The organism is Paenibacillus segetis (genome assembly GCF_014639155.1).
In the GTDB taxonomy this organism is placed as follows: Bacteria; Bacillota; Bacilli; order Paenibacillales; family Paenibacillaceae; genus Fontibacillus; species Fontibacillus segetis.
Genome location: NZ_BMFT01000005.1, coordinates 190540 through 206691 on the forward strand (window position 1 = coordinate 190540; position 16152 = coordinate 206691).

General features: G+C 41.6%; 13 protein-coding genes. 8 read left to right on the plus strand and 5 right to left on the minus strand.

Going from position 1 to position 16152, the window contains the following annotated elements:
- Positions 1-74: 74 nt before the first annotated feature.
- Entirely contained in the window at positions 75-1379 is a 1305-nt protein-coding gene (locus IEW05_RS23315; protein ID WP_188542266.1) for an ABC transporter substrate-binding protein, read from the minus strand.
- Between the two features lie 194 nt (positions 1380-1573).
- On the opposite strand from IEW05_RS23315, the gene IEW05_RS23320 reads away from it, so the two are divergent.
- Positions 1574-3376, plus strand: a complete 1803-nt coding sequence (locus IEW05_RS23320; RefSeq protein WP_188542267.1) for a cache domain-containing sensor histidine kinase — start codon at positions 1574-1576, stop codon at positions 3374-3376.
- Here the strand turns inward: IEW05_RS23320 and IEW05_RS23325 are convergent.
- On the minus strand, positions 3300-4820 hold the full coding sequence (locus tag IEW05_RS23325; RefSeq protein WP_188542268.1) for a response regulator transcription factor: 1521 nt from the start codon (positions 4818-4820) through the stop codon (positions 3300-3302). The two genes, IEW05_RS23320 and IEW05_RS23325, sit on opposite strands and share 77 nt — an antisense overlap.
- A 264-nt stretch (positions 4821-5084) precedes the next feature.
- On the opposite strand from IEW05_RS23325, the gene IEW05_RS23330 reads away from it, so the two are divergent.
- The 6 genes from IEW05_RS23330 to mutY all read left to right on the plus strand — a co-directional run bounded on the left by IEW05_RS23330 (position 5085) and on the right by mutY (position 10426).
- On the plus strand, positions 5085-5720 hold the full coding sequence (locus tag IEW05_RS23330) for a YIP1 family protein (RefSeq protein WP_229753697.1): 636 nt from the start codon (positions 5085-5087) through the stop codon (positions 5718-5720).
- A gap of 27 nt (positions 5721-5747) precedes the next feature.
- Positions 5748-6809 (plus strand): efflux RND transporter periplasmic adaptor subunit, encoded by a 1062-nt coding sequence (locus IEW05_RS23335; RefSeq protein WP_188542269.1) that lies wholly within the window; start codon positions 5748-5750, stop codon positions 6807-6809.
- Positions 6806-7495, plus strand: coding sequence for an ABC transporter ATP-binding protein (locus IEW05_RS23340; RefSeq protein ID WP_188542270.1), 690 nt, complete (start codon positions 6806-6808; stop codon positions 7493-7495). The genes IEW05_RS23335 and IEW05_RS23340 overlap by 4 nt, the downstream gene beginning before the upstream one ends.
- On the plus strand, positions 7492-8691 hold the full coding sequence (locus IEW05_RS23345) for an ABC transporter permease (protein ID WP_188542271.1): 1200 nt from the start codon (positions 7492-7494) through the stop codon (positions 8689-8691). Before IEW05_RS23340 ends, IEW05_RS23345 begins: the two co-directional genes overlap by 4 nt.
- Positions 8692-8840: 149 nt before the next feature.
- A complete protein-coding gene (gene acpS / locus IEW05_RS23350) occupies positions 8841-9233 on the plus strand; it encodes a holo-ACP synthase (RefSeq protein WP_188542272.1) in 393 nt (130 codons plus the stop codon).
- 11 nt (positions 9234-9244) lie between these two features.
- Positions 9245-10426, plus strand: coding sequence for an A/G-specific adenine glycosylase (gene mutY, locus IEW05_RS23355; protein WP_188542273.1), 1182 nt, complete (start codon positions 9245-9247; stop codon positions 10424-10426).
- A gap of 4 nt (positions 10427-10430) precedes the next feature.
- Here mutY and IEW05_RS23360 read toward each other — a convergent pair whose 3' ends face one another.
- The 3 genes from IEW05_RS23360 to IEW05_RS23370 form a co-directional block, all read right to left on the minus strand.
- The gene (locus IEW05_RS23360) at positions 10431-11543 is read right to left on the minus strand and encodes a family 10 glycosylhydrolase (RefSeq protein ID WP_188542274.1); all 1113 of its coding nucleotides are present in this window, start codon (positions 11541-11543) and stop codon (positions 10431-10433) included.
- An 89-nt stretch (positions 11544-11632) separates the two neighbouring features.
- Complete coding sequence (locus IEW05_RS23365) at positions 11633-13384, minus strand: cache domain-containing sensor histidine kinase (protein ID WP_188542275.1); 1752 nt, start codon at positions 13382-13384, stop codon at positions 11633-11635.
- Positions 13385-13409: 25 nt separating this feature from the next.
- Complete coding sequence (locus IEW05_RS23370; RefSeq protein WP_188542276.1) at positions 13410-14984, minus strand: helix-turn-helix domain-containing protein; 1575 nt, start codon at positions 14982-14984, stop codon at positions 13410-13412.
- A gap of 214 nt (positions 14985-15198) precedes the next feature.
- On the opposite strand from IEW05_RS23370, the gene IEW05_RS23375 reads away from it, so the two are divergent.
- Positions 15199-16140: an ABC transporter permease gene (locus tag IEW05_RS23375; RefSeq protein WP_373285858.1), complete on the plus strand. Its 942-nt coding sequence runs from the start codon at positions 15199-15201 to the stop codon at positions 16138-16140.
- Positions 16141-16152 lie beyond the last annotated feature (12 nt).

Sequence of the window (16152 nt, forward strand, 5' to 3'; positions counted from 1 at the left end):
CCTCGAACTTAAATGAAAAACCCAGGATCCCTTGTTCAGCTCACCTGGGCATCTGTTAAGTTGTTCAATCACATTTATTTGTTTGCACTAAGACGCTCAAATTCTTTCTTCATATTCTCTGAGTATGCTCTTGCATCAATTCCGCCTGCGAGAATGTCTTGGCCGTTCTTACACAACACATCCCACATTCCATTTGGCAAATACACACGGTCGAAGAAAGGAAGCACAGGAGTATCCTTATACTTCTCGTAGAAGGCTGTTAAATTACCTGCATCAATCGATACGTTACTTAATCCAGGAGGCAATTGGTTTGACTTGGCTACGGCTGAAATGTTCTCAGCTTGTGCAAAGTAAGCTACGAATTTCTTCGCGGCATCGATATTTTTAGAATCTTTCCATACACCCCAAGTTGTTTTCTCTCCGCCTGCAAATGTTGGTATATCACCAGATTGGATTGAAGGAATTGGCATCAAGCCAGCATTTAAGTTTGGATTGATTTTTTGAGCTTCTTCAATAAAGTAAGGTCCGTAAACACCGAATACTGCTTTTCCTTCTGCGAATGCTTTCGCGGAATCGCTATATTTAGCTGTAAGTACGTCTTTGTTCAAATATCCATTGGTTTGAAGGTCTTTGAGCATTTGAGGCAATTTATCGAATTCATTCCAATCAAATGTACCATCTAGAAATGCTTGGCTATAATTTTTCTCTGCACTAATTAAGAGCGGCGTAGCAAAGAAATCAAAGAATTGTCCGATTGGCCATGCGTCTGCACCACCGATGTGAATCGCTACAACTTTTCCATTACTTTTCGTTTTGACTGTTTCAGCAACGTTAAGTAATTCTTCGTAAGTTGTTGGAACTTCCAATCCGTATTCCTTTAAGAGGTCAATGTTGTAAACAGGACCTGATTTGTCTTGATCCATCGGAAGTACATATACTTTACCGGTCTCATCTGTCACACTTGGTTTGATCGCTGGATCCAAGTCCTTTACCCATGCCTCGCCTGATAGGTCAAGGAGATATTCGCCATAACGATTCTTTGACCAACCGTGAGTTGCGAAGACGTCTGGCATATCTTTGGAAGCCATTTTAACCTTCATCATATTCTCGTAATCTTTACCTGGCGCACTAAATTCTACTTTGATGTTAGGGTTATCTTGCATAAATTTATTCGAAATATCTTGAAGTACTTTCGCTTGCTCACCTACAACGTTAGTTGAGACCGTTAATGTAATATTTTCTTCCGATTTCACTTCTGGTTTGTTTGATGCATTGTTTCCTGTCGTATTACCGTCTGCATTATTTTTTGATCCACATGCAGTAAGTGCTGTTACAATGAGTAGCACTAGGCATAGCATCGACAACCAATTTTTTCTCATGTTTGTTCCCCCTATGGATAAGATGAATGTTTCTGTAATCAATATAGCAATTTAGAATACGCTTACATATGCCCCGAAACTACGATTGATCAGACGATTTCTACACATCTATTCGATAACGGTAAACTAGGCTATGATTGTTCATATCACTACTTTAATCTATTCTCAGGTATAGCAAAGGTGGAGGTTATAACGTGCGGCATCATCTCTATACATTTCGTTTTAAACTTACTAGTCTCTTTGTCATGACTATAGTCATTCCTGTTTTATTGATTGGTTTTGTTATTCCATATTACTATCAAACATTGATTACGAAAGAGAAACAAGTCATAACGGAAGGTACATTGAAGGCGATGGCACGAAACATTGAGACTTATCTGGACGATCTTGAGCGCATAACGATGATGCCTTTCTGGAACGAGAATATTATGTATGCTTTGAAGTTAAAAGCGAATAATCAATATGAAAGCTCAGACGATTATACCAAGTTGGTTGCTAATCGCGCATTGAACGAGACTTTACCTATTATGCTGCAAAATATGAGAAAAGATATTCTTGGTACGCTCCTCATTTCGAATGACGGTACGGTATATGTTACGGATTCGAAGGAGGAGATGACAGGGCCGATCCCTGAATTTCCTTATCAAAGTCAATTCTGGTACAAGCAAGCCATTGAAGCGGATGGGAATATTGCTTTTATTAGTGCACATAAACGAGATTATTTGATGTTCTCTGAACAGAAGCAAGTCTTCTCCGTTGCTAGACTCATTAAAGATCCAGATTCCAGGCAACCCCTTGCGGTCATTATGGCCGATGCAGATAACAATATATTGAACAAGATGGTAAGAGATATTTCATTTGACGTAAGTTCGATCGTTGTCATTCAAGACGTAAATAATCAGTTGCTATACTCCAGCAAGCCGATTCCAACTGAGGCCTTGAATGACATCGGAGGGACGAGAGGTGTTATCGATGTAAGCGGGCAGTCCTATACTAAAGTAACGGAGGGTATCCCGAAAGCTGAATGGAAGATGAGCGTATTGTTATCAGCTGAGGAGTCTGCATCTAAGGTACGTTGGTTGTATACGGTTGCCTTCTTGTTCTTGGGTATTGGTCTCATCGTCACTTTTGTGTTGTTCTTATATTTATCTCGAAATATCATCAATCCATTTAAGCAAATGATTCAAGTCATGCGTAAAGTACAGCGAGGTAATCTTGATGCCAGGTTCAACGCAAAGGGCCGAGATGAGATTGCTCAACTCGGTGGAGCATTCAATCAAATGATTACTCAACTTAACGAGATGATTATTCGTGAGTACCGCACCGATCTTGCTAAGCGAGATGCGGAATATCGCGCATTACAGTCGCAAATCCAGCCTCATTTCCTATATAACATTTTAAATGGTTGGATTGGATTGAATCGTGCAGGTGAAAAGGCAACTTTGGAGAAAGCGATTCTTGCCCTTAGCGGCATGCTGCGATACTCATTAGAATATAATGATTGGTCCAGTATCGAAGAAGAATTTCTGTTTATGCAGCGCTATGGTGAATTGCAGCAACTACGCTTTGATGATCGGTTGGCGATTTCACAGTCTTACCCACCCGAACTCACAACATTTCGGTTACCAAAGCTATTGCTGCAGCCATTACTAGAGAATGCGATAATTCATGGTTGTGAGCCAGCAAATCACGTCTGTAAAGTCAATATTCACGCCAGACTGATAGATGACGACGGTACTCCTGCGGTACAAATTAAAATCACAGATAACGGTGTTGGATTTATTCCAGATAGGAAATCTTCTGACCGTTCGAAAAGTGTTGGACTCCATAATGTCCGTGAACGTTTGATCATCGCTTATGGTAAAGACAACGCACGCCTGGAGATTCAGAGTATAGTTCATGTGGGTACAGAATCTACGATTACGATTGCTTTGGATTCATCTTCTGATGAATTTCAGACGGATAACAATCAAACTGCTCCTGAAATAATTTCGTAAAATGACGCGTACTGTAGTAGCCGACTTGTTCGGCTACTTGCTGTACTTTAAGTCCGGGTTTCGTTAAGAACAACTCTTTCGCTTTCATCATCCGAATATGCGTTAAATATTTCATAAACTTCTGACCTGTTTTTTTATGAAACAATGAACTTAAATAATTAGGAGTCACATCTATATCGTGCGCAATTTGTCCTATCCCAATATCATTCATATAATTAGTATTTACATAATTGACTACTCGTTGGATTAAATCGCTCTGCGATAATTCAGTTTGGGATTTCTCTGCCAATCGACTTTCTTGTACACGCTGCAATGATGTTATCCATTGATCAACTTGCTGACTGGCATCAAGCTCACATCCGAGTGTTATACATAGAAATTCGCGTAGATTCCGTATAGCATACGGATCATGCTGGTTCAGTGTCTGTATCATCGGTACAAGTTGTGTTAATTCATTAGCGTATTGAAAATAATCTTGCAGATGAGCGAGCTTGCTTAGCTTATCGACTTGTTCACTAATGACAACATAGTTTGGTCTTGCAGCAAAGGAAGCAGCTTCATTTTCCATCCAAAGCCTGCCTGAAGGCAATAACCGCCGAAGTGGAAGGAACTCTGCCAGTTTGATTATGCCTTCTTCTAAATCAAACAAATCCATTTCGTGATCGCACTGAAATCCTGTCACAATACATGAATCAGTTTGAAATTGTTGAATTTCTTGAGTGAGTATTTGCTGGATGTGAGGGATTTGGAGCTTAGCTCGTTTTTCAGCAGATTTACGCCACCCTATGACTTGTGCTAAATCACCATTCGGAAGTGTTACGAAAGAGATCGCATTCTCCAACATCGCAAATTGTACTTGCGTACGATAAGCCTCTTTTAACTTATGAATCCACTCGAAACGGAGCTTTGTCTGTTCTTGTTCTGGTAAATAGCTGTCGATATCGAACAACGTAATCAAGAAATGATAGTCTTGTAAATGATACTTTGTTCCGATTTCTTCAATAGATCGAGTTCGATGAAATAGAGAATTTACAGCGGTTTCAAAATGATTCGACAATTGATTCACTTTCGTTTCTAGGGCAAGAAGCACTTTCGACAGAGTGGCTTCGAGCTCCTCTGGACTGACTGGTTTCAGTAAATAATCGAATGCTTGAAGACGAAGTGCGTGCCTTGCATAGTTAAAGTCCGAAAAACCAGTTAGAACGACCCACTGTGTGTGAGGAGATAGACCTTTCCCTTGCTCCATTGCTTCTAATCCGCTTAAGCCTGGCATTCGAATATCGACAAAGACGAGATCTGGATGATGTTCTTCGATGTACTGTAATAGTTCAGTTCCGTCCTTGGCTTCAGCCACAATCTGTATATTAAATGATGAATCTTCAATCATACTTCGAAGCGTCAACCTTATTAAACGTTCATCATCAGCAATAATGACTCGCAACATAGATGCCCCCTCAGTAGTTCCTTAAATAATGATATGTTTCGAGATAAGCATATGTATTATGTCCTCACACGTCAATCACACAATTCCTGTAGAGTACACGCTGAAATGATAACAATATAAGGGAGCTCTAAAATAACAATTAATGTTCATGGCTAAAGTAGCATGTGAATATATACACGTTTGAATCTTTTTTGATATGATCTCGTATAGATAGTGAAGATTGTTTATTTAGGAAGAATATACTAGTAATAGGGGGCTAGAGTTTTGAAAAATTTATTCATGGTCTTTGTAGCACCACAAGAAACATTTGAAAGAGTTAAAGAAAACAAGACAGCTTGGATACTTCCACTAGTGGTGCTTATGGTATTTTCAGCAATATCTATTTACCTACAGATGCCTTTCATAGAAAAGGGGCTTATTGAACAGTTTCAAAAGCAACAAATAGATCCATCAGCTCAGGAAGCGCTCATACAAACGACGAAAATTAGTGGTTTTATTATTTCATTCATTATGACTGCTGCAGGTGTCTTTATATGGGGCTTATTGCTTATGCTGTTGAATCTGATCGTGCGTGGAAAAGCAAAATATATGCAACTAGTTACACTAGCCGCCTTTGCTACATTGCCAGGAATATTGAACAGTCTATTAACTACAGTGATGGTAAGTGCTACGGACGGGCAAGCCTTGAGCGATGTTTCACTTAGTCTGGGTGCTTTTGTGTCTGATAAATCGAGCCAATTATATGAGTTGATGTCTATCATTAATCCTTTCACAATTTGGGGAGTGATTATGTATGTGGTAGGAGCCTCGGTTATGATGCAACGTCCACGTAAGACAGTTGGCATGTGGATTATTTCCTTATGGCTAGTTTTATCAATAGGTCCTCTCCTTATTTTATAATAAAAGATCTATGGGATAGGTGATGGAATGTTAAAGAAAAAATGGGTGTGGGGCGTTGTTGTAGGTGTAGTTATTATTGGCCTGGTGCTAGTTAATATCATAAATTTGCGGAAATCAACAGAAGTTACTACCGCCGCTGCGGCAGAAGGTACCATTGTCGAACAAATATTTACGAACGGCAAGCTGGAGCCGAAGACAACGACGGAGATTTATTCGCCAGTAAGTGGTGTCGTAGAGTCTGTGAACGTCAAGCTTGGAGACGAAGTAAAAGCGGGTCAGGTACTTCTTACACTTCGAATGGATGGGATCAAGGAACAGCTAGAGAAAGAACGAATTAACATGGAACTAGCGGAAGCAGAGCGCCTTAGCGCTAAGAAACAACATTTCGAGAGTTATAAAAAATCTATGTTAGATGACCCTACTGTGGATATGGAAGAACTTGATCTAACATCCTATGATTTGCGGATCAAGAGTAGCAAACTGACCATCGAATCACTTGAGAAGAAGCTGCTAAGCAGTACGGTTAATGCAATAAATAACGGAGTCGTAACCCACGTCTCTGTGAATCAAGGACAAATGATTGCTGAAGGTAGTGAGATCGTTGCAGTTGCAGATATGTCTTCCTATAAAGTGAAGGCCTATTTAAATGAATTAGATGCAGGTAAAGCGGCAATGGGGATGAGCGCTGTTGTTACTGGGGAATCAATAACCGGAACCTATAAGGGTGAAATTAGTTATTTGGCTAAAACAGCTGAGGTCGTCGATTCCACGACCAAAGATGCATCGGTGGAAATGACAGTAGATCTTAGCGGGACCTCTCAAGAACTTCGTCCAGGGTACAATGTTACGATTGAAATGGAAGTTCCAGATAAAGAGCGGCTTCTTATTCCGATGGGTGCTTTACAGTACAACGGAGATCAGCCATTCCTTTTCAAGGTAGTGGATGGAAGGGCGGTTAGAACAGTAGTAACAACGGGCAAAGAAGGTGAGGATCAAATCGAGATACTCACCGGCGTAGCCAATGGCGAGCAAGTGGTAGTGGAAGGCGCGGAATCGCTTCGTGATGGCGATAAGGTGAAGCTTCGATGATCACGCTGACAGATATCACGAAGGTGTATAAGAATGGTCCACTTGAAGTACAGGCGCTTAAGCCCATTAACGTCAATATTGAACAAGGTGAATTTGTGGCGATCATGGGTTCATCGGGCTCAGGTAAGTCCACATTGATGAACATCATTGGTTGTTTGGATGTACCGACAGAGGGCCGTTATGTTCTGGATGGTGAAGAGGTACATACCCTGAATGAAGATGAATTGTCTCGGGTCCGAAATCGTAAGATTGGGTTCGTCTTCCAAAGCTTTAATCTGCTCGGACGACAAACGGTGCTTCAGAATGTGACACTCCCGATGATGTATGCGGGAATTTCACGTGAGAAGCGAAATGAACGGGCGCTAGAGCTATTGGAGCGAGTCGGACTTGGGGATCGAGTGAAGCACCGCCCTACAGAATTGTCTGGTGGGCAGAAACAGCGTGTAGCAATTGCCCGTGCTCTCACGATGAATGCTCCAATATTACTTGCTGATGAACCAACTGGGAATTTGGATTCGAAATCATCCCATGAAATTATGAGGTTATTTAAAGAAATTCATCAGGAAGGTACAACGATTGTCCTTGTTACACATGAGCCTGATATTGCAGAGCATGCGGATCGTGTGTTGTTATTCGGCGACGGAGAGATGCTTAAGGATACTCGCAAAGGAGTCGTGGGTTCATGAGCATTCTGGAGAGCATGTGGGTAGCTCTGGATAATCTTCGAGTTAATAAGCTTCGTTCATTTCTGACGATGATTGGCATTGTATTTGGGGTAGCGGCGGTCGTGACCGTAGTGTCCATTGGTCAAGCCGGGCAATCTTCCATTATTTCGATGGTCTCGAATTATAAAGACGGATATTTCGTTGTTTACCCCAATATGGAGACAAGCGGAACCTCGGCAGATGCAAGTTTTCGACTCCGTGATCTAACGGAGATGCGGAAATTGAATGGCGTCCGTTATGTCTCCTCATCGCTCAACTATTCCATGACAACGAAGTTTAAGAAAGATAACTTGCGATTTATGATTACGGCGACAACCTCTGACATGGCTAAGATGCAAAATATCGACATCATAGAAGGTCGCTTCTTCAATTCGCAGGAAGAGCGTGCCCGGCAGAAGGTCATGTTGGTGGATAAGAAATATGCTGAAAAGGTATTTGGTTCTGCCAAAGGAGCGAATGGCCGTAAAGTTGTCTTGTCCGGGGGGACATTTCGAATTATTGGGGTGTTTAAGGTTCAGGAGAGTATCCTGAGCGGTATGGGCGGAGAGCAATACTCAGCCTATGCCCCCATTACTTCAATGCCAGCTGGGAATAGCGGTGAAAGCGATCAACTAGGAACGCTTGAAGTATTGTCTACTTCTCAGGACAATATTCAAGAGACGATTAGAACAGTGAAAGCTTGGCTAGCGGATAAGAAAAAGGTAGATCCCAGCGCTTATATGACGCAAACGGGAAAAGAGGCAGAGCAGATGGTGTCTAGCACTTTCTCTATTCTACAAACCGTTATCGGCTCCATCGCCGGGATTTCCTTACTAGTTGGTGGCATCGGCGTTATGAATATTATGCTCGTATCCGTTACGGAACGCACACGTGAGATCGGGATTAGAAAAGCAATTGGTGCAACTCCGGGGACGATCATGTTGCAATTCATGATCGAGGCAGTGATCCTCTCTTTTATTGGGGGAACAATAGGTGCGCTATTGGGATTACTGCTGGCCTATGTATTTGCTATCATCTCTGGTTGGCCATTTGTGATCTCACTATGGGCCATTCTACTGGCATTTGGTTTCTCGGCAGCCGTAGGTATTTTCTTCGGATTGTATCCAGCGAACAAAGCGTCCAAATTACATCCAATTGAAGCTCTACGGTATGAATAAGAAGTACAACCCGGAACCATAGCGTTGGCTGTGAGTTCCGGGTTGTTTATGTTTGACTACACGACTCGCTTCAAACCCACTTCCCTGTTACAATGTGATTGTTATGGGTCAAGCTCGTTAAATGCACGATCAGGAAGAAGGGGATCGACTTGATTTATGGAATTGGACACGATGTGGTTGAGATAGAACGGATTAAAGTGATGCTAAATGGAAGAAATGGTGAGAAGTTTATGCGCCGAATACTGACCCCGGCAGAGTTCGAATTACCAGGAAGAAGTACACGTTCCGCAGAGTTCCTTGCTGGGCGTTTTGCTGCTAAAGAAGCAGTAAGCAAGGCATTTGGTTGTGGAATTGGGCAAGTGCTCGGGTTTATGGATATGGAAATATTGCCGGATGTTGCTGGTAAACCATCAGTATCGTTGTCACCTATGGCATGGACAAGATTGCAGCTGAATGGACCTAAGGAATATACTATACATCTCAGTATTACGCATGAACGTCATCTAGCTTCTGCTTTTGCCGTTGTAGAGCAATTGAAATAAAGGAGAAAATAATGCAAGAAATCATAGATAGTAAAGCTTACTTCAGTATGGAATTGTTGGATTGGTATGATCGATCGAAGCGTGATTTACCGTGGCGCAGATACCGGGACCCTTATTATATTTGGGTATCTGAGATTATGTTGCAGCAAACAAGGGTTGATACGGTGATCCCGTACTTCCAGCGATTTATTGAGCGATTTCCGAGTATTACCGATTTAGCAGAAGCCCCTGAAGAGGACGTACTCAAATTGTGGGAAGGGCTTGGTTATTACTCTCGTGCTCGAAATCTGCAAGCGGCGGCCAGACAAGTCGTTGAGCGTCATGGGGGCGTTGTGCCTAATGACAAGGAAGCGGTGTCTGCTCTAAAAGGCGTTGGACCGTATACGACGGGAGCTATTCTAAGTATTGCTTATAATCAACCTCAACCTGCAGTTGATGGAAATGTAATGCGTGTATTATCACGATATTTCCTGATTGAGGAAGATATTATGAAGGCTAAAACCCGCTCAATCATGGAAGAATTGGCCGCCGAACTGATACCACATGGACGAGCATCCGATTTCAATCAGGCACTCATGGAGCTAGGTGCGCTAGTGTGTACACCGAAATCTCCATGCTGCTTAACTTGTCCAGTGATGGAGTATTGCGCAGCACGCTTGGAAGGTGTTGTTGATGAGCTACCGGTTAAGAGTAAGGCGAAGCCACCGAGACCGGAGTTTCGCTTCGTTGCCCTTGTGGAGGGGAGTGGACGTAACGAAGGCCGCGTATTGATACGACGTCGTGCGGACACGGGGCTGCTTGCCCGTATGTGGGAGCTGCCTCATGCGTTGGCAGACACGTCTCCTAGCGAAGGAGCGGGGATGCTAGATGCTCCAGCAATGGAACAGCTGGCAGTAGAGCTTGCTAAAGACGGTATAAGTGTAACGCCGGAAGGTGCTTATATGGACGCGGAGCATACCTTTAGTCACATCCACTGGAATCTTCGAGTATTTCGTTTTGGCGAGAGAGTAGGGCGTATAGCTGGTGTGGCAGAGACAAATGGGGCATATAGCAGCAGAGGAGATAATTCTATCGGTACCTCGAAGAATGGCGATGCTAGCGAATATCTTTGGATCAACCAGGAAGATATGGCTAGCTTCGCCTTTCCGAAAGTTTTTCTTACGATATTGAACCGTTACTTTGAGTCAAAATGATAGTTTACCAACCTGTGCGGTTATCAATTTTCTTTAATTCATTATCAGTCCATTTTCCATAAACGAAGAAGGACAGGTTTGTAATTTCCGGGAAGTTATTTCGAATACCCTGATGAACTTCATGGTATTGGGCATTGGTCCAATCGGTATCCAGCGTAGCGATAATTTCTGTGTTTCCGATCTTTTGTTTGGTTTGACTGAGAATACCGGTTTGATTATAAACCCAGCTTGGGGGGAACTCCCAATCATCGAAGTAAGCCATTGGCGAGATGAAGTCCATGTGTGGCATGAATTTTGCGATGTCTTGACCGCATTCAACAAATTCCGGTGGCAAAATATAAGCGCCGAAGAATAGACCAGGTGTAATGTCATTGAGATCATTGCGTACATCCTGCACGTAGTTACCTAGCTTCGTTGTTCTCCATTCATTCCACTCTGTACGCTTAGCATTATTCGTTCCAAAGTTAATTGTAATCGGATCATAACCGTATTGTGCTTGGTATTGTTGTCTGGTATAGCTACCCATATCCATATTGTAGTCATCGAATCGGATCCAATCGAGCACGATGCCATCGATATCATACTTCGTAGCGATTTCCCTAATAATAGACCGCTCATAAGCTTGAACATCGGGGTGCAGTGGATTTACAAAATACTCACTCCCATTAGACCCGGTAAAGGGTACAACCTGCCCATTAACTAGCGCCTTCATCTGCCAATCGCTGTTCTTATCAAAGGCTGCTTTATCATGAAATTGCGGAATCCAAGCCCGGACCTGAATGCCACGGTCATGGGCTTCTTTAATTACGTCTTTAACGGCATCAAAGTTGGCATAACCTGCAGCGATTGGAGCAATCGTGCTTGGATAAAAAACGTACCCTGATGGAACGGCATCATCCTCATCTTCTTTAACATTTAAATTGATGACAGATACATTACGCTTTTTGGCATTGTACATGAACGTAACAACATCGTTATGATTCTTAAAGTTGTCTACCGTGCGTACAATGACTTCCGTGACAAAGGGACCGGATTGTGCGTAACTGGTGCTGGATGGGACATTTAACATGGTGAAGGCTAGCATGGAAGCGATCAGAAAGATCAATTTCTGCTTCATAAAGAAGACCACCTTTCGAAGTTAGATTGTATTCTGATGCATATTCTAAGTCCACGCACCTGCTCTAAACAATGTAGCTATGCAACGATTTATGTTATTTTCGAATGATTATAGTAAGGAATGGTAAGCTTGGCGGTAGTGCCGATACCAAGTCGACTATGAAGTGAGACCCCATAGCTTTCTCCAAATTGCAGTTTGATACGTTGATCGACATTGCGTATGCCGTAGCCTATTTTTATGCCATTTTTAATGAATATTTGATCGATCGTTTCCTGGCTCATTCCTACTCCATCGTCGATAATTTTGAACGTAATTCCATTGGGTTCTGCTGTAGCGACTATACGAATATGAATTCGATCAGCGTACCAAGCATGTTCAAGGATGTTCTCTACAAAAGGTTGCAAAATCAGCTTAACGGTATCATATTTAAGTACTTCTTCATCGATCTCATAGCTAAAATTCATACGTTCCTCGTATTGAATTTTTTTAATATCAATATAGGCTTGAACCTGCTGCAGCTCCTTCTCAATAGAAATAATCGATAACCCATCATTTAAGGTAAGTCGATAAAATTTAGCTAGTCCACTCACCATGGAGCGGTGTTTGTCTGTCTCCCCAAATTGCGCTAGACGGTTAATAGATGAGAGCGTGTTGTATAAAAAATGCGGATTAATCTGAGCTTGCAGTGATTCTAGCTCGGCTTCTTTTTTCTGCAGATTGGATATGTAGACATCTTGAATAAGTTGGTTCATATTCTCTCCCATATCATTCAGTGCGGAAGCGATTTGATTAAATTCGTCATGCCCCTTGTATCGAAGTCGCTTATGAAGATCTCCCTCTTGAAATGAGCTTAATACAGAAACAATTTTTGTTACTCGTTTGGAAAAATAGGTTGATAGAATAACGCCTACAATCGAGAAGACAACGATACTGATAATACAAATTAGCAGGGTTACCGTTTTCACTTTGAATAGCTCTTTTTTTAATTCGCGATTGGGTATGTTGGCTACGAGAGTCCAATTGAGACCGGGAATAGGTTCCTTAATTTGCAAATAATCCTTATTCGCGAACGATTGAATATGTTCAGCTGTCATATTTGGGTTCTCAGATGATATATAAATAATTTCATTTAACTCGTTTTCAATATATAACGTGCTCCCTTTGCGAATTTTCTGGTAATCTACGCTTTGCAAAATATCGGAAATTTTTACTGTGATTTTGATAAACCCAATCATCTGGGGGTTAGTTGGCTCGAAGGCATCCATCAGTCTGCGGAGTAATGAGATGTTCTGAAATTGTTTGTCACTTTCGATTTGACGCCATTGCGTCGTTAGCCCATATTGCTCCTTCGGGAAATGGATATACCATTCTTTGTCTGTAATTCGCTGTAAGTGATACAGTTCGTAGAAAGGTCCTTTTCTTAAAGGGTCCATACCATCATATAGAAAGAACACTTCAGGAATTGTATCGTTCTTGATGTAGACGGAAAGTGCGATGTTATGTTTGGTTGAGTGGATCGTGCTCTGGAGACTGGGAAGTAAATAGCTCTTCGTCGTATCATAGCTGTACCAACCATCATCATATCTTCGCAAATAGTCTGCTAATGTTCGATCGTAATACAACCTATCCGTCAGACGCATGATATCTTCTGTCTTATAGTTAATATTGTCTCGAATCTGCTGCAACGTACCGTGAATGTTGGCGGTGGTTTGTTGTTGGATGGAGTGTACAGATGTGTTATATGCAAATATTCCAACGAAAACTACCGGTATCACAAGCAAAAAGATGTATGAGATCATTAATTTATATCCAAATGAGAAATGTCGCTTTTCCGACTTCATATGTGGTTATCTCCTTCAAGCTACTTCAGCTCTGTTTCCGGTATTCACCGGGAGTCATACCAAAATGTTCTTTAAATTGCCGGTTGAAATACGTTTGATTTTTGTAGCCGACTTGGCCGGCAATTTCGAAAACTTTACCTTGATGATCCTGAAGCAGTTTGCGAGCTCTTTCCATACGGCGATCTACTACATAATCACTAAAATTGATGCCAGTCGCCTGTTTAAAGATTTGTCCTAAATGGTTAGGGGAGAAGGAAAAGTAATTGCTGACATCGCGCAAAACGATATTCTCATGCAGGTGCTCTTCAACATAAGTACAAATAGACTCGATGAGCCGGTTATTCTTTTTTTGTTTTTTGAGATGTAAGAGCTCCGAAATTTCAAATACTCTTCTTCGTAGCCACGTTTTGATGTCATCTATCGTTTCGAATTTGAAGATCATATGGAGGTCTTCAAGCTGCATCCCGGGCATTTGAAATAAATCCTCATTTAAGGTTGCTAGGTAAGCGTTGAGCTTGGAAATAATTTGTATGGAAAAATTATATACGGTCACTTTCGATTTCATATTACGGATTAGAGAGAATAAATGCTCAAAATCATCATGAATTTGCACCAAGCGATAATTAGACATTTCCACAAACAGAGCGTCCAGCGCCATTTCCCAATGCTGGACTTCTTTGACGTGATTGATCTCTATATCGTCATAGCGAATAACTATGCTTTTGCCAACGAGCATTTTGAAATCGAGGGCCTGCTGAGCTTGCTGATAAGAGATTTGGGCCTGCTGGAACGTGGAGAATACACTTCCTAGACCAATAGTAATTGTAATGGGGAGTGTTGCTGCAATCTCAGTAATTAAATCATGCAGTAGTTCGATATGTTGTTGATTACTCTCTATCATCATGGCAAATTGGTGTGCAGACAGCTTACACAAGGAATGAATTCCATGTTGTTTGCAGTGCTGGTCGATCACTGAATACACTCTATTTACGATGGCCTTGGCTTCATGTCCTTCATAGGTATCAAGCTTCCAGGCCAAATCATCAATTTCTATGTAGGCTACCGAGAACTCGGACTGTGAAAGCTTAATTCCATATTGTTCTGTCAGCATAGCGGCATTGGCATTCCAATCTAGTTGACCTTCATAGAGTTGAACTAGTAAATCGTTCTTAACAACAGGCAATGTTTTATGGTAGGCATTTTCCAGCAATGACTGCTGGGACTCCAGATCGAGTTGGGCCTTAACTTTGTGAAGTGCTTGAATAATTTCCTCATCATCTATAGGTTTTAGCACGTAGCTTTGCGCATTTAGCTGCATGGCTTGTTGTGCATATTGAAAATCCTCATATCCGCTAATGAAAATGATCTTCAAATGGGGGTAGAGTTGTAGTGCCTCTCGCGACAATTCTAGCCCTGACATGATCGGCATCCGAATATCAGTAATGAGGATGTGTATTGTATTTAATTTCATATATTCAAGTGCTGCAACTCCACTATTTACTACCGCAGCAACTTTCATTTGAAGACCTTCCCAAGGGATAAATCGTTCCAGCCCTCTTAAATCCAACACCTCATCGTCTGCCAGCATGACATTATACATGCTATCCCTCCTGAACTTGATTTCTTTGATAGCGCTAACAATCCTATTACATCATATTACATTTCACACTGGCAATGAGCCCGATTCAAGATCATTGCAGAAGTCTATAAATCGTTGCTTACATCAGTTTTTTAAAAAGTGAAGCTAAATTACTATAAGCTATATCGAAATTAATTCAGTCAACGGAGGAAGTGTTGAAATGAAGAAAGACAACATGGCTGCGGCAATGTCCTATAAGGGGGACAAAAAATCTTTTTGGGTTAGATATATAGCCCAAATTGATCTACAGCTTATGGTAATACCTGCATTGTTGCTTATTTTTATATTTGCATACTTACCTATGTATGGAGTGCTCATGTCATTCCAGGACTACGACATATTTGGAGGTTTTTTTAACAGTCCCTGGGTAGGGCTCAAACATTTTAAAATGTTCTTTGATTCTCCCGAGTTTTGGAACGTCATGCGTAACACGGTTGTCATCAGCTTTTTACGACTGCTTATAGGGTTTCCTGCACCGATTATTTTGGCGCTTATATTAAATGAAGTGGCACATGTACGTTTTAAAAGAATAATTCAGACGATCAGCTACCTACCACACTTTCTCTCATGGGTTATTGTATCGGGGTTCGTTATGTCGATATTGGCGACGGAAAATGGGAGCTTGAATATTCTGCTGGATAAAATAAATCTAATCCATGAACCGATCAACTTTCTTGCTATTCCTAATTATTTCTGGGGGATTCTTATCTCTACTGGAATATGGAAGGAGATTGGCTTCTCAGCGATTGTCTATATCGCAGCGATAGCAGGTATTAATCCTGAAGTTTATGAAGCAGCATCTATTGATGGCGCCTCGCGGTTGAAGAAAATCTTGTATATCACGATCCCCGGAATCTCCGGTGTCATTATTATTTTCATGATCTTAGCTGTGGGTGACATTTTGAGCGCGGGTTTTGAAGACATTTTGTTATTAGCGAAAAATCCTGTGCTGCAAGATGTGTCTGACGTTATCGATACGTATGTGTATCGAGTGGGAATAAAAAATTCGCGATTCTCTTATGCGGCAGCAGTTGGATTGTATAAGTCATTAATTAGTGTTGTACTGTTGACGATCGCTAATGCGACTGCTCGTAAGTTAGGCCGAAGTCTCTGGTAAAGGGATCATTTG

Excerpts from the sequence above, each read along its gene's own strand:
- IEW05_RS23325 (WP_188542268.1), bottom strand. The coding sequence starts at position 4,820 with ATGTTGCGAGTCATTATTGCTGATGATGAACGTTTAATAAGGTTGACG.
- IEW05_RS23340 (WP_188542270.1), top strand. The coding sequence starts at position 6,806 with ATGATCACGCTGACAGATATCACGAAGGTGTATAAGAATGGTCCACTT.
- IEW05_RS23315 (WP_188542266.1), bottom strand. The coding sequence starts at position 1,379 with ATGAGAAAAAATTGGTTGTCGATGCTATGCCTAGTGCTACTCATTGTA.
- IEW05_RS23365 (WP_188542275.1), bottom strand. The coding sequence starts at position 13,384 with ATGAAGTCGGAAAAGCGACATTTCTCATTTGGATATAAATTAATGATC.
- mutY (WP_188542273.1), top strand. The coding sequence starts at position 9,245 with ATGCAAGAAATCATAGATAGTAAAGCTTACTTCAGTATGGAATTGTTG.
- IEW05_RS23335 (WP_188542269.1), top strand. The coding sequence starts at position 5,748 with ATGTTAAAGAAAAAATGGGTGTGGGGCGTTGTTGTAGGTGTAGTTATT.
- IEW05_RS23345 (WP_188542271.1), top strand. The coding sequence starts at position 7,492 with ATGAGCATTCTGGAGAGCATGTGGGTAGCTCTGGATAATCTTCGAGTT.
- IEW05_RS23375 (WP_373285858.1), top strand. The coding sequence starts at position 15,199 with ATGGCTGCGGCAATGTCCTATAAGGGGGACAAAAAATCTTTTTGGGTT.
- IEW05_RS23370 (WP_188542276.1), bottom strand. The coding sequence starts at position 14,984 with ATGTATAATGTCATGCTGGCAGACGATGAGGTGTTGGATTTAAGAGGG.
- IEW05_RS23360 (WP_188542274.1), bottom strand. The coding sequence starts at position 11,543 with ATGAAGCAGAAATTGATCTTTCTGATCGCTTCCATGCTAGCCTTCACC.